Genomic DNA, 24,358 nt, shown 5'->3' with positions numbered 1-24,358 from the left:
ATGACCGAATCGATCGCGCGGCCCGGCGCATGCCGCTTCCTCGACGAGACGCTTGCGCGCACGCTCGCCCCCTATACGCCCGGCGAACAGCCCAAGGATGTCGCCGATCTGCTGAAGCTCAACACCAACGAGAACCCTTATCCACCGTCTCCGCAGGTCGTGTCGGCGCTTGCGGCGCAGGATCCCGCCGATGCGCGTCTGTATCCCGATCCCGAGGCGACGTCGTTCAAACAGGCGCTCTCCGAGACGTTCGGCCGTCCGACCTCGTGGTTCTCCGTCGGCAACGGCTCCGACGAGCTTCTGGCCATGAGCTTTCTGGCCTTCGCCGGCCAAGGCATCGCGTTCCCCGACGTTACCTACGGCTTCTATCCGACGCTTGCGGGCCTGTTCGGACGGAAGGTCCGCATCGTCGCGCTGCATGAGGATTTCACCTGGTCGCCGGATGACTACCACGGCATTCGCGAGACGGTGGTCATTCCGAATCCGAACGCGCCGACGGGCATCGCCGCGCCGCTCGACGATGTGCGTGCGCTGCTCGCCCAGGATGCCGACCGTCTCGTGATCATGGATGAGGCCTACGTCGATTTCGGAGCGGCATCCGCCGTATCGCTGCTCGATGATTTCGACAACCTGCTCGTGCTGCGCACGATGTCGAAATCGCGTTCGCTCGCCGGCGCTCGCATCGCATTCTCGCTTTCGAATCCCGAGATCGCGCGCGTGCTCGAGGCCGTACGCTTCAGCTTCAACCCGTACAATCTCGATCGCGCGGCCCTCGTCGCCGGAGCGGTCGCCTGCAGGGACGCGGCGTATTTCGAACAGACGCGCGAGCGCGTGATGGCGACACGCGAGCGCACGGCCTCCGCGTTGCGCGGCCTCGGCTGCACGGTGCTGCCGAGCGCCGCGAACTTCCTCTTCGTGCGTCCGCCTGCCGCCGTGTCGGCCCCACGCTACGTTTCCCAGCTGCGTGAACGCGGCATCATCGTACGATATTTCAATGCCCCGCGCACAAGCGGCCACGTGCGCGTGAGCATCGGCCTGCCGCAGGACATGGACCGGTTCATCGCGGCGAGCGCGGAGATCTTCGACCGAAAGGACGCCTGATGCGCACGGCAACGATCGAACGCGAAACCAAGGAAACCAAGGTGGCGCTGAGCATCGACCTCGATGGCGCCGGCACCGCGCACGTCGACACGGGCGTTCCCTTCCTCGATCACATGCTCGATCTCTTCGCATACCATGGCTGCTTCGATCTGGACGTCGCCTGCCAGGGCGACGTGGAGGTGGACGGGCATCACAGCACCGAGGACGTGGGCATCGCGCTCGGACGTGCCATCAGCGAGGCGCTCGGAGACCGTCGCGGCATCTTTCGCTACGGCGACATCGCGCTTCCTATGGACGAGGCCCTCGTGCTCGTCGCCGTCGACATCTGCGGCCGCGATTTCTGCGACTGCCGTCTCGACGTGCCGGCCGAGCGCCTCGGCACCTTCGAAACCGAGCTCGCCGACGAATTCATGGCGGCGTTCGCGCGCGAGCTGGGCGCATCGCTGCATGTGCGCAAACTGGCGGGACGCAACAGCCACCATATCATCGAGGCGGCGTTCAAAGGCCTCGGACGCGCCATGCGCGCGGCGGTTTCGATAGACGACGCACGCGACCAAGCTGTTCCTTCAACGAAGGGAACCATCCTATGAGCACGGCCGCCATCGTCGACTACGGGGTCGGGAATCTCTTCAGCCTCACGGGCGCTCTGCGGCGCCTGGGTGCGCCGACCGTCGTGACCTCGGATGCGGATGCGATTCGCGCAGCGGATGCGATCATCCTGCCGGGCGTCGGCGCATTCGGCGACGCGGCGGCTCGCCTGCGTGCATCGGGGCTTGCGGACGTGCTCGACGAACGCATCGGCGCAGGAGTGCCGCTCATGGGCATCTGCCTGGGGATGCAGCTCCTTTTCGAGCGCAGTTTCGAATACGGCGAGCATGCCGGCCTGGGCTACCTGCCCGGATCGGTCGTGCCGCTGTCCGAGGCGTTCGCGCGCGACGGCATCGATCTCAAGGTGCCCCATATGGGTTGGAACGCGCTCGATCGCGTGCGCGACGACGTCCTGATCGCCGACGTGCCCGAAGGCGCATGCGTCTACTTCGTGCATTCCTACGTCGCCGACGCGCGTCCCGAGCATCTCGTCGCGACCGCCGGCTACGGCATCGACGTGCCGGCTATCGTGCGTGCAGGAAACGTGTGCGGCTGCCAGTTCCATCCCGAGAAGAGCGGGGACATCGGGCTTTCGATCCTGGCCGCCTTCCTCGACGACGCGAAGGGAGGCCGCATCTGATGGACATCCTGCCTGCCATCGATCTGCGCGACAGCGGCGTCGTGCGTCTCGCCCAGGGCGATTATTCCCGGACGACGCGCTACGGTCTCGATCCCCTCGAGGTCGCCTGCGGCTTCGAAGGGGCCGGCGCGCGCTTCCTGCACGTGGTCGACCTCGACGGGGCGCTCGACGGCACGCTCGCGAATTTCGACGTGGTGCGTCGCATTGCGGAAGGCACCAGCCTCGTCGTCGAGGTGGGCGGCGGCATCCGCGATCTCGCGCGCATCGAGTCGTACCTGGACGCCGGCGTCGGGCGCATCATCCTGGGCACCGCTGCCGTCAAGGATCCTGCGTTTCTGGATGCCGCCCTTGCGCGCTTCGGGGCCGAAACGGTGGTCGTGGGCGTCGATCTGCGCGACGGCCGCGTCTCCGTGTCGGGCTGGACGGAAGATTCCGGACTTGACGGCATGGGCTTCTGCCGGAGTCTGGTCGCGCGCGGTGCGACGCGCGTCGTCTGCACCGATATCGCCTGCGACGGGATGCTTGCCGGCACGAACCGCGCGCTCTACGCCCGCCTGGCCGCGATCCCGGGACTTTCCGTCATCGCATCGGGCGGCGTGACCGACGAATCCGACATCGCCGCGCTGCGCGATGCCGGCGTCGAAGGCGCGATCGTGGGCAAAGCGCTCTACGAGGGCCGCATCGACCTCGCCCATGCGATCGCCGTCGCTTCGGGCGTCGCGGAAGGGGAACCTGCATGATCGGCAAGCGCATCATTCCCTGTCTCGACGTGCGTGACGGGCGCGTGGTGAAGGGCACGAACTTCGAAGGCGTGCGCGACGTGGCCGATCCCGTCGCCATGGCGCGGCGCTACAACGAATCATGCGCCGACGAGCTGGTTTTCTATGACATCACGGCTTCAAGCGACGGACGGGCGCTGTTCGCCGACGTGCTGTCCGCCGTGGCATCCGAGGTATTCATTCCCCTGACCGTCGGCGGAGGCATCCGCACGCTCGAGGACTTCGATCGCGTGCTCAAGGCCGGGGCGGATAAGGTCAGCGTGAACTCGGGAGCTATCGCCGATCCGTCGCTCATCGGACGGGCGGCGAAGCGCTACGGCGATCAGTGCGTCGTGCTGTCCATGGACGTCAAACGCGTGGACGGAACGTTTCGCCTGTTCGCGAACGGCGGACGCGTGGATACGGGCATCGATGCCCTTGCGTGGGCGCGCGCGGGCGTGGAGGCGGGCGCCGGCGAGGCGGTGCTCAACAGCATCGATGCCGACGGCGTGCGCGGCGGCTTCGATCTCGAGATGCTCAAGGCGTTTTCCGAGGTCGTGGATGTGCCCATCGTCGCATCGGGCGGCGCGGGGAAGAAAGAGGACTTCCTCGAGCTTTTCCGCGAGGTCCCGAGCGTCGATGCGGGGTTGGCGGCGAGCATCTTCCACTTCGGCGAGGTGGACATCGTCGACCTCAAGCGCTTCCTGCATGACGGCGGCATTCCGATGCGACTGATATAGGAGGATGACATGAACCTGGACGATCTCACCTTCGACGCCGCGGGGCTGATTCCCGCGGTCGTGCAGGACTTCTTCACGCGCGACGTGCTGACGGTCGCGTACATGAATCGCGAGAGCCTGGCCATCACGCTGGCGGAAGGCCGCACCTGCTTCTGGTCGCGCAGCCGCCAAGAGCTGTGGCGCAAGGGCGAAACCAGCGGAAACGTGCAGTACGTCGTGTCCGTCCGCGCCGATTGCGACGGCGATGCGCTCGTGGTCGAGGTGGTGAAAGACGGTCCTGCCTGCCACCTGGGCACCGACAGCTGCTTCACGAAACAGCTGTTCAAAGACGAATCCGTTCAGCGTTTCACGCTCGACGCCCTCTATGCGCTCCTGTGCGAGCGCAACGAGCGGCGTCCCGAAGGATCGTATACCACGTATCTCTTCGCCGAGGGCACGGAGAAGATCCTCAAGAAGGTAGGCGAAGAAGCCACCGAGGTCATCATCGCCGCCATGAAGGGCGACGAGGGCGAGACGGTCTACGAGATCGCCGACCTGTGCTATCACGTGCTCGTGCTGATGGCGGCAAGCGGCATCGGCCTGGACGAGGTTCGTGCCGAACTGGCGGACCGGCACGTGGTGGACCGCAAGGAGAAGCAGGTCGCGATGAGTTCGGCGCTCGTCTGAGCGCAAACGGGGAAGACGGAAGGGAATACGGGCTTGAACTGGGCGTGGCTTGACAAGAACCTGCATGCGCACACGACGTACAGCGACGGTGCGAACTCCATGGAAGAGATGGCCCGGCGTGCCGTCGACCTGGGATTCTCCGCATTCGGCTTCACCGACCATTCGCATACCTTCTTCGACGAGAGCTACTGCATGCCGCGCGAGCGCTACGAGGCGTATGCGGCCGAGGCGGCCGGGCTCAAGCGACGCCTTGCGGGCACGATCGACATCAGGTGCGGCGTGGAACAGGACTTCTATTCCGACGATCCGACGGATGCCTTCGAGTACGCCATCGGATCGGTCCATTACGTGCGCGTACCCGGCGCGAACCGCGGCACGGTGGTCACGATGGGCAATCCCCAGGGCGAGTACCTGCCAGTCGACGAGACGCCCGAGATCCTGGCGCTCGGATGCGCGACGTATTTCGACGGCGACTACTATGCGCTCGCCGAAGAGTTCTTCGCCACCGCCGCCCAGGTCGTCGAGAAGACGGGATGCGGCATCATCGGACACTTCGATCTGGTCAAGCGATTCAATGCGCACGGCAGGCTCTTCGACGAATCCCATCCGCGCTACGTGCGCGCCTGGCAGGCGGCGGCCGATGCGCTCCTGGACACGGACGCCACCTTCGAAGTGAACGTCCGCGCCTTTCGCAAGGGGCAGGCCGCAGAACCGTATCCGAGCCGTGCAATCAGGGACTACCTGACGCAGCGCGGCGCCGTGCTCATCCCCTCGAGCGATGCGCATGCCGTCGAAGACCTCGAGACCTGGGATTTCCTGCGCGATCTTGACGCGTAGCCCTTCGGCGTCCGATCGGTTTTCCGCACGTTCGCGCCGCCGCGCGTCCGGCGCGCCCCGCTTTTTTCTCGCGTTCGAGGGTGCAGGCATGGTTAAATGGAGCGAATCGGGATGCGTGCGTGGAAGGAGAGACGCATATGAGCCAGAACCAGGGATACGGCGTCTTCGAGGACGACCGTCCGTCCAAGACGCCCTTCATCGTGCTCGCGGTATTGGCGCTGCTGGTCGTCATTGGCCTTGCGGGGTTCGTCTACGCCGTCGGCGGTCCGGGGGCCCAGGAGCGTTCGATGGCCGACGGGGCTGCGCAGGCGGAATCTTCCGATCAGGATTCATCTGCGAACGGCACGGCCCAGACGAACACGGCCGCCACGCCGACGACCGTTCCTCTTGAAGACGGCCGCATCGTCATGACGCTGCATGGCAGCAAGGACACGTACGTGAAGACGGGCGAGAGCTATATCGAGTCCGGCGTCCACGTCCTCGACGTGAAGGAGGGCGACCTGACCTCCAGCGTGACGACGTCGGGTTCGGTGGATACGTCCAAGCCGGGCGACTACACGGTCACCTACACGGTGCGCAACGCCGCCGGCATGGAAGACTCGATCGAGCGCACGGTGCATGTGACCGATGACATGGCATGGGATTCCGACGGCATTTCCGTGCTCATGTACCACTACGTCTACACCGACGACGACCAGCCCGACGAGGTCAATTCCAACTACATCAACCAGAAGACGCTTGAAGAGCAGCTTAAATGGCTGACGGACAACGGCTACTACTATCCGTCCTGGTTCGAGCTCCGCGCCTATATCGACGGCACGCATTCGCTGCCGGCGAAGAGCGTCGTGCTCACCTTCGACGACGGCCAGTACGGATTCCTCGACTACGGCATTCCCCTGCTCGAGAAGTACAAGGTGCCGGCCACGGCGTTCCTCATCGGAGACAACGACAACACCGAAGAGATCATCCACGAGAAGGCGAGCCCCTACATCGATTTCCAGAACCATTCGTACGCCATGCATACGGGCGGATCGACGGCGATCGGGCACGGCGGGCGCATCTACGATCTGACCGCCGAGCAGATCACGGCCGACCTTCAGAAGCTCTCGGATATGCTGGGCACGAACGAGGCCTTCGCCTATCCGTACGGCGATGTGTCCGATGCGGCACCGGGTGCCGTGAAGGACGCGGGGCTGCTCTGCGCATTCACCACGGCCTATGATCAGGTCCATGTGGGCGACAACCCCTATACGCTGCCGCGCATCCGCATCTTCGGCGAGTCCCCGCTCGACAGCTTCGTCTACCAGGTGCAGACGGGCGCCTAAAGCCTCGAGCGCTTCCTCATGCACCGTCGCGAGGGAGCGGTTCGCCAGTGGATTCGGCGATGCTGCCGGCCATGGTCGCCCCGAAAGAATCCATCCTTCATCGAAAGGATTTCACATGCTTCCTTCCCTGCGTCGAAAGAACCAGAAGCTTTCGGATGAGGAGGTGCAGGCCGTCATCGCCCGAAACACGCATGGCGTGCTGGCGCTCGCGGGCGATGATGGGTATCCCTACGCGCTTCCCATCAGCTATGCATACGCGGACGGCGCATTCTATTTCCATAGCGCGCCGGCGGGGCACAAGATCGATGCCATCGCGCGCTGCGGCAAGGCGTCGCTTGCGATCGTCGACGCCGACGAAGTCGACGGACCCGGATACACGACGCACTTCCGCAGCGTGATCGCCTTCGGGCGTATCCGCCTGATCACCGATGCGCGCGAGAAGATGGAGACGGCGATGATGCTCGGTGCGCGTTACAATCCCGGCGTCGACCAGGAGAAGGTGCTGACCGAGCAGATGGCGGCGAGCTTCGCGCACATGCATATGATCGCGCTCGACGTCGACGAGATGACCGGCAAGGAATCGAAGCATTTCGCCACGCAGCGCCGCATCGAGAAGGGCGAGGAACGCGCATAGCATCGAGCGTCTCGGTCCATGCCGGCAAGTTCTCGCTCTCGCTGACCGTGCGGCAGGTCGTTGCGAAGGAGCCTGCGAGCCCGTGCGGCGCCGTCCTTGCGCCAACCGGACTGGGCGCCTGCGCTCAGTTGCTGTAATCGGTGTCTAGGGTCAGCTCGATCACGTACTCGGGGAAGGCGGCCTGGATCTCTTCGCGGATGGCTTCGGCGGCCGATGCGCGATGAGGCTCGTCGAAGGAAATGACGACGTCGAGGCTTATGGTGCGGGCATCATCGTCCAAATAGAATCCATGCACCTCGAGGATGTGCTCATGCTTCCAGACGATTTCGTTCACGTGCGAGCGGATAGATGAGACGCGGCTCGTATCGTCGACATTCGTGGAATAGATTCCGACCGCGTCGATGACGACGTTGCAGGTGCGATAGACGGTTGTGGTGATTTCGCGGGTCAGTGCATCGATGCGACGGGCGGTCATGGTCTCGTCGACCTCGATGTGCACGCTTCCCATCTGGCGGTTCGGACCATAGTCGTTCAACGTGAGGTCGTAGGCCCCTCGCACGCCCTCCACGCCCTCGATCGTCTTCCTCACGCGATCGGCGAGGTCGGAATCCATGCGTTCCCCGAGTATCTTGTCGAGGGCTTCGCGCAGGATATCGATGCCGGCTTTGACGATGACCAGGGAGATGACGACGCCCAAATAGGCCTCGACGGCAATTCCGAACGCGAGGTTCACGCCCGCCGCGACAAGCGTGGTGGCCGAGATGGCGGCGTCCATGGTCGCGTCGGTGCCCGACGCCTTGAGCGAATTGGATCCAAGCGCCCGTCCGCGTGCCGTGGCATAGCGTCCTAGGGCGATCTTCGCAACGACGCCGAGTGCCACGATGACGAGCGCGGTTTTGCCGTATGAGGCGGGCGAGGGGTCGATGATGCGGCTGACGGATTCGGAGAGGGAGGTCACGCCGGCCCAGAGCACGATGGCCGCGATGATGATCGTCGTAAGGTATTCGATGCGGCCGTGGCCGAAGGGGTGCGCGCGGTCGGGCTCCTTTTCCGACAGGCGCGTTCCGACGATGGTGATGATCGACGAGAGCGCGTCGGAGAGATTGTTCACGGCGTCGAGGACGATCGCGATCGATCCCGTCATGGTGCCGATGGCGGCTTTCATGGCCGAAAGCAGCATGTTCCCGACAACGCCGACGATGGATGCGCGCACGATGAGCGCACCGCGCCTCTGGGCGCCTTCCGTAGCCGAGGCGTTTCCCTGTAGCGTCTGATCGGGTCTAGGCATCTTCCCACTTCCTTTTTCCTGCGGCATTGGAATGCGGCGCGGTTTCCTGCAATGCAGGAATTCCTGTCGAACCGGTGCTCTGCAATGCTGGCATTCTACAACGTCGCTTCTGCCGCGGATGCAGGCGCAGGCGCGATGCCGACGCTTCGCGGCATCAGCGCCGGCATTCCACGGACTTGGCGCCCTGCAATGCCGGCGAGGCGTAGGAATCGGCGGCGGCAGGCAGGTCTACCTCGGGGAGCTGCAGGTAGCGGACCGTGCGGCTGTCGAAGGAATGCACGTGCTGGACATGAGAGGCGCGCACGAGGCGTCCCTGTCGATAGGCGACCAGGCGGCGCTGAGGGATGGGCGTCCAGTCTCCGAGCGTGAGCGGCACGGTGCAGAACATCGCCGCGTCGTCGTTCTGGCTTGCATAGAGCGTGGTGTCGAGCGTGTTCGTGTGAATGAAAAGCGTCTGTCCGTCATCGAGGATGAGATTAAGCTTGTTGCCGTTCGACAGCTGGTCGAAGGCGCTGCCGAGCACTTCGAACTTCTCGTCGAAGGAAAGCTCGTGCCCACGCCGCCGCATGGCTTCGTCGATGACGTCCACGAGGAACATCAGCACGCATTCGCTATCGGTTTCGCCCACTTCCCATGAATCGTATCCCGCGAGCAGCGCGTCGTTGACGATCACGCCGTTATGGATCATCGTCCAGGCGGTTTCCGAGGAATCGGTCTGGACGAACGGATGGCAGTTGTCGTAGGCGCAGGTGCCGTGCGTGGCCTTCCGGATATGGGCGAGAATATGGGTGGATTCGATCGCCTCATCGAGGGTGTGCCGCACGAGGGTCGAACGGTAGGCGGGTATGGGTTCTTTCACCATGCGGACCTCGTCGCCTTCGTGCCAGGCGACGCCCCAGCCGTGCGGGTTGTCCATGCTGTTGCCGAAGAATTCGGCGAGCGCGGCGGTCGCGGTCGTGGGATGAAGCGAGCTATAGGCGAAGAGCTGGCACATATCGGGATCCTTCAAGCGGTTTCGCCGGGTCGCGAAGGGTGCGGCGCAGCGCGTTATGCGGGGATATAGTAGGCGAGTGCGCGCGCGATCGCCCTGCATTCAGGAAATCTGCGTCGAAAACGCAGGTTGGAGGATTCGAGATTCGTGCGGGGAAGGGACTCGGCGTCGATGGCGGATCGAAGGTCGGCATCGGGAGGCCTGAGGACGCGCCTCGTTGCCGAGCCCTATCCGTTGTCGATTCCTCGTTCGGCCTTCTCCATGCCGCGGCGTCTCACGTTGGCGAAGATGGAGCCGGCGATATTGTGCCAGATGCTGAAGATGGCGCCCGGCAGCGTGGCGAGGGGATTGGCTGCGAAGTTGGCGGCGGCGAGGCTCACGGCCAGGCCGCTGTTCTGCATACCGACTTCGACGGCGAGCGCGGTGGTCTTGTCGTAGTCGAGTTTGAACAGGCGCGATATGCCGTATCCTGCAGCCAGCCCGATGCCGTTGTGCAGCGCGACGACGGCCAGCACGAGCGCGCCGCTCTCGATGATCTTCGATCCGTTGTTGGCAGTGATGCCGGCCACGATAAGCGCGATGGCCAGCACGGATACGAGCGGCATGATGCCGCCGGCGCGCTCGACCGCCTCTCCGCCGACGGTCGAGACGAGGACGCCTGCGATCACAGGGAGAAGCACCACCTGCACGACCGATGCGAACATGGTCCAGAACGACACGTCGACCCATGCGCCGCCCAGGCAGAAGACGAGCGCCGGCGTGACGATCGGTGCGAGCAGGGTGGATGCGATCGTCATGCCGACCGACAGCGGCACGTTGCCGCGCGCGATGTAGGTGATGACGTTCGACGCCGTGCCGCCCGGGCAGCATCCGACGAGGATGACGCCGATCGCGATATCGGCCGGAAGGTCGAGCGCCCACGCCAGAAGCCATGCGGCAAGCGGCATGATCGTGTACTGCGCTATGACGCCGAGCACGATTTCCTTCGGATGCGTGAAGACGACCTTGAAATCCTGGGCCTTGATGGTCAGCCCCATGCCGAACATGATCACGCCCAGAAAGACGGTCGTGTACGACGTCGCCCATGAGAAGAGCGAGGGCATGAAGAATGCCCAGACCGAAAGCGCCACGATGATGACGGCGACGTAACGGGAGAGCGCGGTTCCGATGGCGTTGAGCGTTTTCACGAGAAATCCTGCAGGTCGAAGCTGAAGTTGTCGATCAGGCGGGTGCGGCCGATGCGCACGGCCATGGCTACGAGCGCGTCGCGGTCGAGCGCCTCGATCGGCTGCATCGTGAGCGCATCGACGACGGTTACGTATTCGACGTCGGCGAGCGGCTCTTCGGCAAGCACCGCCTTCATCGCGCTTTCGAGCTCGGCGGCTGCCATGCCGGCGTGCGCGATGCGCTGCCCCTCGAAGATCGAGCGCGAAAGCACCGTGGCCGCTGCGCGCTCCTTGGGCGAGAGGTAGACGTTGCGCGAGGATTTCGCCAGGCCGTCGGCTTCGCGGACGATCGGGCAGCCGACGACTTCGACGTCGAAGTCCAGGTCGGCCGCCATCTTCTTCACGATGGCAAGCTGCTGGGCGTCCTTCCGCCCGAAGTAGGCGCGGTCGGGCAGGAAGATGTTGAAGAGCTTGGAAACGACGGTGCACACGCCGCGGAAATGGATCGGGCGTGCGGCCCCGTCCAGGGTTTCGGACAGCAGGTCGATGCTCACGAACGCGTGCGGGTCATGGTACATGGCCTCGGGTTCGGGATGGAATACGAGGTCGGCGCCGATGGTTTCGCAGAGCGCGACGTCTCGGTCGAAATCGCGGGGATAGGAGGCCAGATCCTCGTTCGGGGCGAATTGCGTCGGATTCAGGAACACCGACACGGCCACGCGGTCGTTTTCTCGGCGCGCGCGTTCGATCAGGCTCGCGTGTCCCTCGTGCAGGTATCCCATCGTGGGAACGAGGCCGACCGTCTTGCCCGCGCGCCTCCACGCTCGGGCGATCGCCTTGGCGTCTTCGACGGTACGTGCGATCTGCATGACGAATCCTTCTTTCGATTGCGCGGACGAAAGGCCTCGCGCGTCGTCTCGGGCATATCGCACGATGATACCGTGCCTTGCGCCGTTTCGCCACGACGCCTTCATGCGCCGTGGCCAACGTGCGAATATTCCTGACCGGCGTTTACGTCTATGCGATTCGCCTTCTTCTCATGGATAGGTTTCCGCATGACGGCTTCGTGACGTTTCGTCGGCAAGGTGTGGGGATTGTCTGCGCGCGTCGCCGAGAGGAGTACATTCGTATTCCAAGCCTTTTGGCTTTCAAACTATTCGCCGCAACGGACAGGAAGGCCTGCTTCGCAATGCGGCACCGATCGGGGGCGCGCCCGCGCATGAGGCTTTCCATGCGTCAGCCATGAGGGAATGCGCCTATGTGGGGATGGAATTTGAGCGCTGCGGGGAATCGCCTTCATCTAGGCATCGATATCGGCTCCACGACGACCAAGTACGCGGTCCTGGATGCCTCCACGCACGACGTGATGCATCTCGAATACCGTCGTCATGGCGCCCATCAGGCGGCATCGGTCGTGCGTGCGCTTGAAGAGGTCGAAGGGCTCTATCCGGGCTCGTCGGTCGAGGTCGCCGTCTGCGGATCGGGCGGCGCGGCGGTGGCGGCCGCGCTCGACGTGCCCTTCGTGCAGGAGGTCGTGGCGAACGCGATCGCGATCAGGGACATGCATCCTCAGGTCAGGTGCGCCATCGAACTCGGCGGCCAAGACGCCAAGATGATCTTCTTCCATAAGGACGAGGCGACCGGCGCGCTCGATGTGTCGGACATGCGCATGAACGGCAGCTGCGCCGGCGGCACCGGGGCTTTCGTCGATGAGATCGCCGCGGTGCTCGAGGTTCCGGTCGAAGGCTTCGACGCGCTGGCCCGCGAGGGCACCACGGTCTACGATATCTCCGGGCGCTGCGGCGTGTACGCGAAGACCGACATCCAGCCGCTGCTCAATCAGGGCGTTCCGCGTGCGGACCTGGCGCTGTCATCGATGCATGCCATCGCGAAGCAGACGATCGGCGGCCTCGCGCAGGGCCTCGACATCACGGCTCCGGTCATATTCGAGGGCGGTCCGCTCACGTTCAATCCGACGCTCGTGCGCGTGTTCGCCGAACGCCTGGGCCTTGAAGGCGACGATGTCGTCGTGCCCGAGCGACCCGAGATGATGGTGGCCATCGGGGCGGCCCTCTCATGCTCGGGGCTTTTCGCCGACGCGTCCGAACCGCTTGACATCGATCGGGCCAAAGACGTGCTGACGCGCATGGGGCGCGGCGCGTCGTCGGCGTCGGGCCCGAAGTTCTTCGAGACGCTCGAGGAGCGCGACGCCTTCGACGCGCGGCATCGCCTTCCCGAAATCGTGCGTGCAAGCGACGTGCCGGACAACGTCGGGCGCACGGTGCGCGCCTATCTGGGCATCGATTCGGGATCCACCACCACGAAATTCGCGCTCATCGATGAGCGCGAGCGCTTGATCGATGAATTCTATGCGTCCAATCAGGGCGAGCCGCTCGGCGTTTGCACCGATGCGCTCATGGCGCTGCGCGACCGGTATGCCAAGGCGGGCGTCGGGCTCGATATCATCGCCTGCGGCACGACGGGGTATGGCGAGGCGCTGTTCCAGCATGCCTACCATGCCGACTGCCACGCGGTCGAAACCGTCGCGCACGCGACCGCGGCCTGCGCCATCGAACCTGATGCGAGCTTCATCTTGGACATCGGCGGGCAGGACATGAAGGCCATCTGGCTCGACCGCGGCATCGTGTCCAACATCACGGTCAACGAGGCCTGCTCGTCGGGATGCGGATCATTCCTCGAGAACTTCGCGTCGTCTCTGCGCATAGACGCGCCCGATATCGCCGCCGCCGCGTTCCGCGCCGATTTCCCCGCCCAGCTCGGCAGCCGCTGCACGGTGTTCATGAACTCGAGCATCGTGAGCGAGCAGAAATCGGGCCACGGCCCCGACGACATCATGGCGGGCCTGTGCCGTTCCATCATCGAGAACGTGTTCACCAAGGTCATCCGTGTGTCCAATCTTTCGAGCCTGGGAAACCGCATCGTCGTGCAGGGCGGCACCTTCAGAAACGACGCGGTGCTGCGGGCGCTCGAGCAGTATCTGGGCCTCGAGGTCACGCGCGCTCCGTATCCCGGCCTTATGGGCGCCATCGGCGTCGCGCTCCTGACCAAACGCAAGGCCGAAGCCGCACGCGCCGCCGGTTCGTTCGAGAGCTCCTTCATAGGCCTGGAAGCGCTTCCCGGTTTCTCATGGACCGAAGAGACCGGGCTTTCCTGCCCGTTCTGCGCGAACCATTGCAGCCGTACGCGCGTCACGTTCTCGGACGGATCGACGTTCATGACGGGCAACCGCTGCGAGCGCGGCGAGGTCGTCGGCGATCCGAAGGATGCCGGGGTGCGTGCGCAGGTGGCGGCCATCCGTGCCAAGACGGCGACGGTGCCGAACCTCTTCGAGGTGCGCAAGGACCTGCTGTTCAAGGATTACGATGCAGGGAAGGCGCCTGAGCGCGGCGTCGTGATCGGCCTGCCGCGCGTGCTGGGCTTCTGGGATCGCATGCCCTTCTGGCGCACGCTTCTGCGGGCGCTCGGCTTCACGGTGAAGATGTCGCGCCTCTCGACGCGCGCGATGTACGGGGAAGGGCTTCCGGCCGTCGCGTCCGATACCGTGTGTTTCCCCGCGAAGCTCGTGCACGGGCATATCCGCGATCTTGAACGCCAGGGCGTCGATCGCATCTTCTTCCCGATCGTGACCACGGTTCCGACGGAGAACACCGAGAAGACGAGCGAATCCATGTGCGCGGTGGTCAAGGGGTATCCGATGGTCATCGCCAATTCGGACGACCCGACGCGTCGGTCGGGCATTCCCTTCGACAACCCGCTGTTCCACTGGTATAGCCTTACCGATCGCGACCGCCAGCTCACACGCTACTTCGCCGATGTCTTCAACATCGGTGCGGACGAGGTCGCGCGCGCGATCGGCCGCGCCGACGCGGCCCAGGCGAGCTTCCGCGCCGAACTGCTCGGGCGCGGGGCGGAGGTCATCGATGCCGCGGAAGCGGCGGGTACGTATGCGGTCGTGCTGGCGTCGCGTCCCTATCACAACGACGACCTGGTGAACCACGGCATCCCCGAGATGTTCTGCGAGATGGGCATTCCCGTGCTCACGCCCGATGCGGTGCCCGGCGCGGCCGAGGTCGACCTGTCGTGCAGCCGCTTGGACGTGGTCAACAACTTCCATGCGCGCATGCTTTCGACGGCGATTCTGGCCGCGGAAAGCGACAGCCTTGAATACGTGCAGGTCGTGAGCTTCGGCTGCGGGCATGACGCATATCTGTCGGACGAGATCGTGCGCCTGATGGACGAGGTGGGAGAAAAGACGCCGCTCATCGTCAAAGTGGATGAATCCGATAACCTGGGACCTCTGCGCATCCGCATCCGCTCGTTCGTCGACACGATAGGGATCACGCGCGAGATGGGGCGGACGCGGCGCGTGCGCAGCCTATCCGATCCGTACCCGGTGAAGTTCACCGAAGCCGATGCGCGGGAGAAGGTCGTTCTCGTGCCGAACACCTCGCATGCGTTCAGCCGCCTGATGGCATCGGTGTTCACGAAGCAGGGCGTGCGCGCGGTGCCGCTGCCGCTCGGACGCGAGCGTGCGATCGCGCTGGGCAAGCGTTACGTGCACAACGATATCTGCTTTCCGGCCCAGATCACGATTGGAGAGACGCTGGCCGCGCTCGAGAGCGGGGACTACGACGGGTGCGATGTTGCCGTGGCGACGGGCAAGTACATCGGCGACTGCCGCCTGACGCATTACGCGGCGCTGCTGCGCCGGGCGCTCGACGACGCCGGCTACGAAAACGTGCCTATCATCACGAACGACGACGTGGATTATCACGACATGCATCCCGGCTTCAGGATGAATCTGGCAAGCGCCATCCGCATCGCGATGGGTCTGCCGATGATCGATGCGCTTGAAGAGATGCTGCGCAAGATCCGTCCGTACGAGCTTGAAGCGGGGTCTGCCGATGCGGCGTTCGACCGGGCGATCGATGTGCTCATGGATGGCATCGAGGCTCATGGCGTGCGCGGCGCGGCACGCGGGTTCGCCCGCGCGGTCGATATCATGGATGCCGTGGCCTACGATCGCAGCAATCCTCGTCCGACGGTGCTTATCGTGGGCGAATACCTGCTCAACTTCCATCCGGGCGCGAACCACGAGGTCGAACGCTATCTGGAAGCAAACGGGCTCGAGGTGATCGAGGCGCGGATGACCGACGTCATCCGCAAGACCTACTTCTACAAGCATGCCCAGGTGCGCGAATACCGGGTGGACAAGCCGCTCGGCGAGAAGACCTGGTATGCGGTGGCGGACGACTTGTTCAACGTCGCGCATGCGCTGACCGATCGCATCGCGGCGAAAAGCCCGCTCTACGAGCCGGCCACGCGCATGCAGGATCTGGTCAAGGCAAGCGACCCGATCATCCACCATACCTTCGACGCGGGCGAAGGGGTGCTCATACCTGGCGAGATCCTGCATCATGCCTCGCGCGGGTGCCGCAACTTCGTCATACTGCAGCCTTTCGGATGCCTGCCCAACCATATCGTCGGGCGCGGCATCGCGAAACGCCTGAAGGAGATGTATCCGGACGCGCAGATCCTGCCGCTCGACTACGATCCCGATGTGAGTTTCGCGAACGTGGAGAACCGCCTCCAGATGCTCATCATGAATGCTCGCGGGCGTGCGGAGTAGGAGGCTCCGTCCGATTCGATGCCTGATCGGGCGCGTGAATGTTCGCGGGCGCTTGGGGTAGGAAAGGCGCCTCCCGTCGCGCGGGCGAATGCCCAGTTGAATGTTCGCGAGCGTGCGGGGTAGGACTATCCAAGGCGGAACGAAGCATAGGCGTTGCGAGCGCCCGTTGCCGCGAGGGACGGGTCGAGAGGCAGGATGAGCCGCCCTGAACGGCGCAGGGAAAGAATCGGCTGCGGCACCCATTGCCGCGAGGGGTAGGATGGATTCTACGGTCCGGCTACTCGACATATAGCGAGCGCCCGCGGACGCGAGCGTGCGGGGTAGGACTATCCGGAACGGATCGAGGCGTAAGGATGAATCGGGCTCCGGTCGGCTCGTTGGGCGATGGTGTATATGCTCTTTTCCCCTCCAGTGTCAAAAATACGGAGCTTAGTGGAGTTTTATAAGTCGAATCAAGAAGATCCTCGACCGATTCTTGGCCAACGTTTCAATATATAGTGCATGCATGAGGCCTATGCGGCATATAGGGGAACGCTAAAAGCGTAGATCCGCGCGAGAGCAATAGCGTACGATGTAAATTCCCCACTAAGCTCAGATATTCTGGCAGTTGAGCCTGAAACACCCCCGTTTTTTCGCAAAGCTCCGATTTTTCGGCAGATTGAGCTCATCCGAACGTTCCGGCCTGATAGGGGAGAGGCCTGATAGGAAGTTGCCTGATATCGAGCCGCCGTTTGGAATCGATCGGGAGCAGGGCTTGCACGCCTTCCCGAAAAGGCGAGTCGGCGGTAGGATACGCGATACTGCATCATATGCGCCGAAACTCGAGGAGCCCCCTCTTCCATGAAGACCGCCTTTAGGATACTCGCGCGCGACCTGGGGCGTCTTGCGCGCAATCCGGTCGCGCTCATCGTCATAGCAGGACTTATCGTTCTCCCTGCGCTCTATGCGTGGTACTGCATCTGGGCGAATTGGGATCCGTACGGGAACACCGGGAACATCCGGGTGGCGGTGGCGAATGCCGATGCCGGCGCCGATACCGAGGCGCTCGGGCATATCGACGTCGGATCCCAGGTGGAAGCGAACCTGCAAGACGACGATCAGCTGGGTTGGGAATTCGTGTCCGAAGACGAGGCCGTACAAGGCGTCGAGTCGGGCAGGTACTATGCCGCCTACGTCATCCCTGCCGATTTCAGCGCCGACTTCGCAAGCGTGCTCACCGGCAAGCCCGAGCACCCTACGATCACGTATTACGCGAACGAGAAGCACAGCGCCGTCGCCACGAAGGTGACCGATTCGGGCGCGACGGCGCTTGAGCGCAAGGTCAACGAGCAGTTCGCGTCCGCAGCGAGCGAAGCCGCCTCGTCCGCCGCGCGCGATGCCGCAAAGTCTGTGAAGGGCGAGGTCGAGGGTGCGAACGCAGGCGTTGCGGCCGGGGTCGCCGGCGCAAGCGACGACTTGTCGTCGGTGCGGGAGGCCCTGGCATCCGCTTCGGAAGGCATCGACGGCTGGAAGGGTTCGGTTTCGTCGGCGCGCACGACGCTCGGCGATGCGAAGTCCCTCGCCTCGTCGATCTCCTCGTCCCTCGATGCGGCGGAGGCGTTCATGGCGTCCGCCCAGGCCGACGCCGGATCGTTTTCGGCATCGGCATCCGGTGCGCTCACGAAGGGGAGCGTGGCCCTCGGCGGAGCTTCGAGCCAGGCATCGATCGCGGTCGGCAAGCTGGCGGCGAAGACGACCGAGGCGAAAGGCGACGTGGATGCCGCGATCGCATCGCTCAACAAGGCGATCGACCGCAACGATGAGGCCATCGCGGCGCTGAAGGCGCTCGCATCCGCCGATCCGAACGTTTCGAAGGCGATCGACGATCTTCAGGCGCGCAACGATCGCTATCGGGCCGCCGTCGGCACGCTCCAGGAGACGAGCGATGCCCTGGATACCGCCGTGAGCGCGGCGAACGGGCACGTGCAGGCGATGGGAGGCATCGTGTCGAACGGGCTTGCCGGCATCTCCTCGTCGGCGCAGTCCGTGAATACGATCATAACGCCCCAGGTGACGTCGGGTCTCGGATCCCTGTCGACATCCCTCGGACTGCTATCCGGCGTGTCGTCTGCGCTCGGGCCGCAGGCCGATCAGGCCCTTGCGCTCCTGGATCAGCTCGATGGAACGCTCGGCGAAAGCGCCTCTGCCCTCGATGCGACGGCATCCACCCTCGCGACCACCCAGACCGACCTGTCCTCGACGGCATCCGACCTGGCGGCTCTGTCCGATTCACTCGAAATCGACGAGCTTTCCCAGATTCTCGGCATCGATCCGGCCGACGTGGGCGATTTCATGGCCTCGCCCGTGACGCTTACGACCAAGGTCGTCTATCCGGTGGAGAACTACGGGTCGTCGGTGGCTCCCTTCTACACCAACCTCGCCCTCTGGGTGGGCGGCTTCGTGCTCATGGCGCTCATCAAGCTCGAGGTCGATCGCGAAGGCATCGAAGGCCTTACCGCCACGAGGGCGTATCTCGGCCGCTGGCTTCTCTTCATGGTGCTTTCCATCCTGCAGGCGCTCGTGATCTGCATGGGCGATCTGGTCATCGGCGTGCAGTGCGAAAACCCCGTCGCCTTCCTCGCTGCCGGCGTGCTGACGTCGCTCGCCTACATGAACATCATCTTCATGCTCGGCATCACGCTTCGGCATATCGGCAAGGCTGCGGCGGTCATCCTGCTCATCATGCAGATTCCCGGGTCGTCGGGTATGTATCCTATCGAGATGATGCCGGGGTTCTTCCGCATGGTGCACCCGCTTCTCCCGTTCACCTACGGCATCGACGCGATGCGCCAGGCCATGGCCGGCATATACGGCCACGACCTCGCCTTCGACGCGGCCATCCTCCTGTCCATCGTGCTCGTCTCGCTTTTCATCGGACTGGTCGTGCGTCCCTATGTGCTCAACCTCAATGTGCTCTTCGATGCCAAGCTGCACGAGACGGGCTTCCTCGTAAGCGAGGAACAGGGCATGCGCCAATCGCGCTACCGTGCCCGCAATGTCATCCGGGCCCTGCTGGATACCGATACGTACCGTGCGATGCTGCTCGACCGCGCAGAGCGGTTCAACCGCAGCTACGACGGCATCGTGCGCGTCGGGTCGTATGTCGTCGCCGCGCTGCCGCTCGTGCTCATGGCGCTGGTCTCGTTCGTCAATGTGGACGTGGACGACAAGCTCATGCTGCTTGCCGGCATGATCGCCCTCGTCATTCTCGTCGACGTGTTCCTCATCGTCGTCGAATTCCTGCATGAAAGCCTCGGCTTCCAGCTGCGCATGGCCGGCCTCGGCGGGGATGCGCTCATCGATGACGCGCGCGACCACCTGCCTCTCCGCCACCATGATTTCTCGCCCGACCATCATGCGCGCGTCGTCGAGGCTCGGACCGCCTCGACGAAGCCGGGCGCGCACGAGCGGGCAGGCGTCGAATCGGAGTGGATAGCGCTGCAAGAAGACCTGTTCAGGGGCGATGATCCTCTCGCATTCCACGATGGCGCAGATGCGGGCGGCCGCTCCCGAATCGATGGCGAACACGGCGTCGTCCCCTTCGCATACGGCGATAAGGCCGACGTCGATTCTCTCGGGCATGGCGGCTCCTTGGATTCTGGGAATGCGCCCGGCATCGATCCCTTCGGGTCCGACGGCGCGCCCGGCCCTTCCGATGAGAAGGGAGGTTCGCGATGAAGCCTCCTCGGCTTGAGAGCCCGGCCAAGGTCGTAGGCGACGTCCTGCGGATATTCGCCGGCGACGTGCGCTACGGCGTGAAGAACGTCATCGGCATCATCGTCCTCATGGGCCTGGTGCTCGTGCCTCCGATGTACGCATGGTTCAATATCGCTGGCAGCTGGGATCCGTACGGGCATACCGAGGGGCTCAAGGTCGCGGTCGCGAACGAGGACGCGGGCTACGAAAGCGACCTGACGCCCGTGGACATCAACATGGGCGACGCCGTCGTGTCGTCGCTGCGCGCCGACGACAGCTTCGACTGGGTCTTCGTCAGCGAGGACGAAGCGGTCGAGGGCATCCGGTCGGGCAGATACTATGCGGCCATCGTCATCCCCGAGGGTTTCAGCGCCGACATGATGACGTTGTTTTCGCCCGACGTCACGCATTCGGAGATCACCTATTACACCAACGAGAAAGAAAACCCCATCGCACCGCGCATCACGGAGAAAGGCGCTGCTTCGGTGCAGGATTCCGTGCGCGTGAAGTTCACCGAGACGGTGGACAAGGCGGCTCTGTCCCTTGCGAGCGACCTCGTGTCCTATCTCGACGGCGATCAGGTCTCCACCTATGCGGCGCGCATGGACGGGCATATGGCCGATGCGGCCCGCGACATGCGTTCGGCCGAGGGCGACATGCGCGCGTTCTCGTCCCTCATGACGGCGGCATCCGGCCTGTCCGATGCATCGGCCTCGATGCTTTCATCGTCGAAGGACGCCTCGTCGGGCGCCGTTTCCTCCATCACGGATGCGGCATCCGGCTTGTCCGATGCGTCGGATTCGTTCGACGCGGCGACCGGAGCGGTGCAGGGCGCCCTGGCGCAGAGCCTCGCGGGCTTCGACGGCTTGGACGCCGAGGTGACTTCCGCGCTCGACGACGCCCAGGGCCGATCAAGCGATGCTTCGGCGATTCTGCGTTCCGCCGCGCAGGAGGCGGAGGATTCTCGCGTCGCTTATGAATCGGTGCGCGATGCCGTGGCGGCCGCCGATACGAGCGGGGAGGCCACGGCCGCGATCGACCGCGTCATCGCCGAGCTTGCAGCGCTGCAGCAGAACCTCGGCGACGCGGCGGACGCTCTCGACGCAGGTACGTCGGATGTATCAGCGCAGATAGATACCGTACGGTCATCCATCGCCGATGCGAAGGCGAGCATTTCGGATGTGTCGGGGTCGGACGATCTCAGGAAATCCCTGGACGCGCTGACCGCATCGCTCGGGGATATCTCGACGAAGTCCTCGACGGTGGCGTCCGATCTGGCGGATGTCGCGGGAAGCCTTTCCCGCAATGCCGGATCGCTTTCCTCCCGCTTGTCCGATGCGGCCTCGTCGCTCGACGACGCGGCGGACAAGCTTGACGATACCGCTTCCTATCTGGATGAATCCCGTGGAAAGCTCGCAGCGGCCCTTGCGTCGGGCAATCTTGACGAAGTGCGCACGATCTTGAACGGAGGGTCGGATGCCCTTGCCGAATATCTGGCCTCGCCCGTGCGCGTCGATCGGCAGGCCGTCTATGGGGTCGCGAACAACGGTTCGGCCATGGCTCCCTTCTACACGGTCCTTTCGCTTTGGGTCGGCGCCATCATCCTTGCGGCGATGATGAGGACCCGCATCGCCGATCGGCGCCTGTTCGAGCTGGGCATGCCGCCGCCCGCGGCGCGCTATTTCGGACGGTTCGGCATCTTCTCGCTGCTTTCCTTCGGACAGGCGCTGCTCGTATGCCTGGGCGATCTGTTCGTCCTGCAGATCCAGTGCGTCCATCCGGTCCTCTTCGTGATTGCCGGCATCGTTGCCGGTCAGGTATTCATGCTGATGATGTATACGTTGACCGCGATGTTCAACGAGGTGGGCAAGGCGGTTGCGGTCATTCTGCTTGTGATGCAGGTGGCGGGGTCGGGCGGCACGTTCCCTATCGAGATGACGGGTTCGTTCTTCCAGGCCGTCTATCCGTTCTTGCCCTTCACCCACGGCATGAACGCGATGGCGGCGTGCGTGGCGGGCATCTACGGCGGCGAATTCGCCTTCCACGTGGTCGCGCTGCTTGCGTTCGCGATACCGACGCTGCTGGTCGCGCTCGCGCTGCGCGGGCCGGCGCTGAAGCTCAACGATTTCGTCGACGGGAAGCTCGCCGAGACGAAGTTCATGTAGGCCGCACGGCTCGAGGGATCGGGCAAACCGTGCGGCTTCGGTCGTGGAACCCTATTTCGAGGCATGGCGTCTAAGCCGGGCATGGGCATGCGCCTCGAGGATGCGGCGACGGATTAAAGCGTCCTTTGCTGGTACAGCTCCGCATCCTCGAATCCAAGGCTGCGATAGTACGCGCGCGTTCCGATGGCGCTGATGACGTTGAGATGCGAGAACCCTTCGTCCCGCGCAATGCGCGCAGCCTCTTCTATGAGACGTTTTCCTAGGCCGAGATGCTGCGCACCATCGCTTGAGGCATGCAGGCGTGCCGCCTTGCCATAGACGTGCACCTCGCGGACCATGGCTTCCCCCAAATGCACGGGAAGCTCGTCCGCGTGGGCGGCGACATACTCCTGGTGCGGCATCGACAGGCGAAGGAACCCTGCGATGCGCCCGTCGGGGGTTTTCCACTGCAGGAAGCGTTCGCTCGTGTTCGTCGTTTCGTAGGGGATGATCTCGAGCTCGAGCGCATCTGCGTCGATGCGCGCGGTGCCCATCTCGCGGAAGCGGATTTCGGCAACGTCCGACGCGCGCCCGCACGCCTCGATCTCCGATTCGACCATCTGGCGCAGGTTGGTCTTCTTGTTGCCGACGAGGATATCGTCGGCGGAGATATCGCGGATCATGCGGGAGATGCGCGTATAGGGCGCGGATGCCAGCACGTCGGCGACCAGGATGTCGAGCAGCTCGTCTTCTCCGTAGGGGCGCCACAGGCCGGCTTCGTAGAGGTCGACCAGGCCGGTTCCTGCGACGAGCGCGCAAGGGTAGAGCTTGACCTCGTCGGGCAGGAATGCCGGGTTCGTCACGAACTCCCGGTAGTCGCGCTTGTCCGATTCGGGCGTCTGCCCGTAGAGGTTCACCATGAAGTGGGTGTGCAGCTTGAACCCGAAGGCGCGCATCAGCTCGAATGCATGCTCGATGGAACTCAGGTCTACCTGGCGGTCGTTCGCTTCGAGCACGCGTCCGTCGAGGCTCTGGATGCCTATTTGGATCTTCGTGCATCCGAGGCGCCGCGCGAGCGTGAGGCTTCGTGCATCGATGGCGTCGGGGCGCGTCTCGACGACGAGGCCGACCACGCGCCTGCGCGCGGTCTCGTTGCGCTGCTGCTCGGATTCGAGCTCCTGCAGCGTGGCGGTTTGGTCGTGGCCGACGGCGCGCCATGCCTCGGAGGCATCGTAGAGCGATGCCACGGCATCGTTGTAGGTCTCTTCTCCTGCATCGACGCGCGCTTGCGCGGCGCGGGTCGCCCGTGCGAGGATGCCGGGGTCGTTCTCCAATCCGAATGCGCGCAGCTTCTCGCGCCGCGCGGCGGCGTGGGACTCCGCGTCCTCGTCGTTCAGGGCACGGAAAAGCTCGCGCACGAACCAGATCTGGTAGTTCTCGGGATAGTCGGTCCAGGTGCCGCCGAGCACGATGAGCTCGACCTTATCGATCGGATGTCCCATGGCGGCAAGGGCGCGCACGCGTGAGACGACCTGCAGGTACGGGTCGAAGAAGTTGTGCTCCGCCCGCTGGCAGGCGGGCTCGTTCGCCAGATAGCTCTTCGGCATGCGCACGTCGTTGGGGCAGTAAAGGCAGGCGCTCGCGCAGGGCCAAGGCTTGGTGATGACGGTGATGGTGGCCACGCCCGATGCGGTGCGGCGCGGTTTCATCTGGATGGCGGCGAGCAGCTCTCGTTCGAGTTCCGAAGTCACGTTCCACGAGCGCCATCGTGCAGGGTCGTTCCGTTTCGTCTTGAGGTAGAACGGCAGAAGGCCGCGCTTCGAGACGTGCGTGCAGCCGTCGGAATAGCCGTGGTTGCGGCGCTGCACGAGGCGCGCGACCTCCTCGGGGCCGAGGGAGCCGCGGGTGCGGATGCGGTCGATGATGTCGAGGAGGAGTTCTTCCATATCCAGGGATTCTAATGGATGCGTGCGGAGGCGTGCAGGGCCGGCAGGCGGATTCCATGCGTCTTCGCGGCGTGCCTCTTCGGCAGGATCGGGCGCGTTCGGGCGACCGAAGCTTTTGCATCCCGAGATGCACCCGGTAAAGACAGGGC

17 protein-coding genes are annotated in these 24,358 nt (G+C 64.2%); 12 read left to right on the top strand and 5 right to left on the bottom strand.

Annotated elements, in window-relative coordinates; translation table 11 throughout:
• The 9 genes from HMPREF1155_RS00955 to HMPREF1155_RS00915 all read left to right on the top strand — a co-directional run bounded on the left by HMPREF1155_RS00955 (position 1) and on the right by HMPREF1155_RS00915 (position 7,289).
• Positions 1-1,101: a histidinol-phosphate transaminase gene (locus HMPREF1155_RS00955; protein WP_009076125.1), complete on the top strand. Its 1,101-nt coding sequence runs from the start codon at positions 1-3 to the stop codon at positions 1,099-1,101.
• Entirely contained in the window at positions 1,101-1,691 is a 591-nt protein-coding gene (gene hisB / locus HMPREF1155_RS00950) for an imidazoleglycerol-phosphate dehydratase HisB (protein WP_009076283.1), read from the top strand. The genes HMPREF1155_RS00955 and hisB overlap by 1 nt, the downstream gene beginning before the upstream one ends.
• Entirely contained in the window at positions 1,688-2,329 is a 642-nt protein-coding gene (gene hisH, locus HMPREF1155_RS00945) for an imidazole glycerol phosphate synthase subunit HisH (protein WP_009076451.1), read from the top strand. Before hisB ends, hisH begins: the two co-directional genes overlap by 4 nt.
• On the top strand, positions 2,329-3,069 hold the full coding sequence (gene hisA, locus HMPREF1155_RS00940) for a 1-(5-phosphoribosyl)-5-[(5-phosphoribosylamino)methylideneamino]imidazole-4-carboxamide isomerase (RefSeq protein WP_009076224.1): 741 nt from the start codon (positions 2,329-2,331) through the stop codon (positions 3,067-3,069). Before hisH ends, hisA begins: the two co-directional genes overlap by 1 nt.
• On the top strand, positions 3,066-3,827 hold the full coding sequence (gene hisF, locus HMPREF1155_RS00935) for an imidazole glycerol phosphate synthase subunit HisF (RefSeq protein ID WP_009076114.1): 762 nt from the start codon (positions 3,066-3,068) through the stop codon (positions 3,825-3,827). The genes hisA and hisF overlap by 4 nt, the downstream gene beginning before the upstream one ends.
• 9 nt (positions 3,828-3,836) lie before the next feature.
• On the top strand, positions 3,837-4,493 hold the full coding sequence (gene hisIE, locus HMPREF1155_RS00930; RefSeq protein WP_006362996.1) for a bifunctional phosphoribosyl-AMP cyclohydrolase/phosphoribosyl-ATP diphosphatase HisIE: 657 nt from the start codon (positions 3,837-3,839) through the stop codon (positions 4,491-4,493).
• Positions 4,494-4,526: 33 nt separating this feature from the next.
• Positions 4,527-5,330, top strand: coding sequence for a histidinol-phosphatase HisJ family protein (locus tag HMPREF1155_RS00925; protein WP_009076276.1), 804 nt, complete (start codon positions 4,527-4,529; stop codon positions 5,328-5,330).
• Positions 5,331-5,467: 137 nt separating this feature from the next.
• Complete coding sequence (locus HMPREF1155_RS00920) at positions 5,468-6,655, top strand: polysaccharide deacetylase family protein (RefSeq protein WP_009076001.1); 1,188 nt, start codon at positions 5,468-5,470, stop codon at positions 6,653-6,655.
• A 115-nt stretch (positions 6,656-6,770) separates the two neighbouring features.
• Complete coding sequence (locus HMPREF1155_RS00915; RefSeq protein ID WP_009076523.1) at positions 6,771-7,289, top strand: pyridoxamine 5'-phosphate oxidase family protein; 519 nt, start codon at positions 6,771-6,773, stop codon at positions 7,287-7,289.
• A gap of 124 nt (positions 7,290-7,413) precedes the next feature.
• On the opposite strand, the gene HMPREF1155_RS00910 is transcribed toward HMPREF1155_RS00915, so the two are convergent.
• The 4 genes from HMPREF1155_RS00910 to panC form a co-directional block, all read right to left on the bottom strand.
• Positions 7,414-8,577: a cation diffusion facilitator family transporter gene (locus tag HMPREF1155_RS00910; protein WP_009076329.1), complete on the bottom strand. Its 1,164-nt coding sequence runs from the start codon at positions 8,575-8,577 to the stop codon at positions 7,414-7,416.
• Between the two features lie 154 nt (positions 8,578-8,731).
• Positions 8,732-9,571, bottom strand: a complete 840-nt coding sequence (locus HMPREF1155_RS00905; RefSeq protein ID WP_009076138.1) for a class II glutamine amidotransferase — start codon at positions 9,569-9,571, stop codon at positions 8,732-8,734.
• Positions 9,572-9,795: 224 nt separating this feature from the next.
• On the bottom strand, positions 9,796-10,755 hold the full coding sequence (locus HMPREF1155_RS00900; protein WP_009076354.1) for a bile acid:sodium symporter family protein: 960 nt from the start codon (positions 10,753-10,755) through the stop codon (positions 9,796-9,798).
• Entirely contained in the window at positions 10,752-11,603 is an 852-nt protein-coding gene (gene panC, locus HMPREF1155_RS00895) for a pantoate--beta-alanine ligase (RefSeq protein ID WP_039993126.1), read from the bottom strand. The genes HMPREF1155_RS00900 and panC overlap by 4 nt, the downstream gene beginning before the upstream one ends.
• Before the next feature lie 389 nt (positions 11,604-11,992).
• On the opposite strand from panC, the gene HMPREF1155_RS00890 reads away from it, so the two are divergent.
• The 3 genes from HMPREF1155_RS00890 (at position 11,993) to HMPREF1155_RS00880 (ending at position 22,284) form a co-directional block, all read left to right on the top strand.
• The gene (locus HMPREF1155_RS00890) at positions 11,993-16,384 is read left to right on the top strand and encodes an acyl-CoA dehydratase activase (protein ID WP_009076462.1); all 4,392 of its coding nucleotides are present in this window, start codon (positions 11,993-11,995) and stop codon (positions 16,382-16,384) included.
• Between the two features lie 840 nt (positions 16,385-17,224).
• The gene (locus HMPREF1155_RS00885) at positions 17,225-20,101 is read left to right on the top strand and encodes a YhgE/Pip domain-containing protein (protein WP_009076608.1); all 2,877 of its coding nucleotides are present in this window, start codon (positions 17,225-17,227) and stop codon (positions 20,099-20,101) included.
• The gene (locus HMPREF1155_RS00880) at positions 20,098-22,284 is read left to right on the top strand and encodes a YhgE/Pip domain-containing protein (RefSeq protein ID WP_009076112.1); all 2,187 of its coding nucleotides are present in this window, start codon (positions 20,098-20,100) and stop codon (positions 22,282-22,284) included. Before HMPREF1155_RS00885 ends, HMPREF1155_RS00880 begins: the two co-directional genes overlap by 4 nt.
• 113 nt (positions 22,285-22,397) lie before the next feature.
• On the opposite strand, the gene HMPREF1155_RS00875 is transcribed toward HMPREF1155_RS00880, so the two are convergent.
• Positions 22,398-24,209: an elongator complex protein 3 gene (locus HMPREF1155_RS00875; protein ID WP_009076176.1), complete on the bottom strand. Its 1,812-nt coding sequence runs from the start codon at positions 24,207-24,209 to the stop codon at positions 22,398-22,400.
• Between the last annotated feature and the right edge of the window lie 149 nt (positions 24,210-24,358).

Origin of the sequence: Slackia sp. CM382 (assembly GCF_000293015.1) — a bacterium.
Lineage (GTDB): Bacteria > Actinomycetota > Coriobacteriia > Coriobacteriales > Eggerthellaceae > Slackia > Slackia exigua.
The sequence above is the reverse complement of the archived record's forward strand: the minus strand, read 5'-3'. Positions and strand labels throughout refer to the sequence as shown.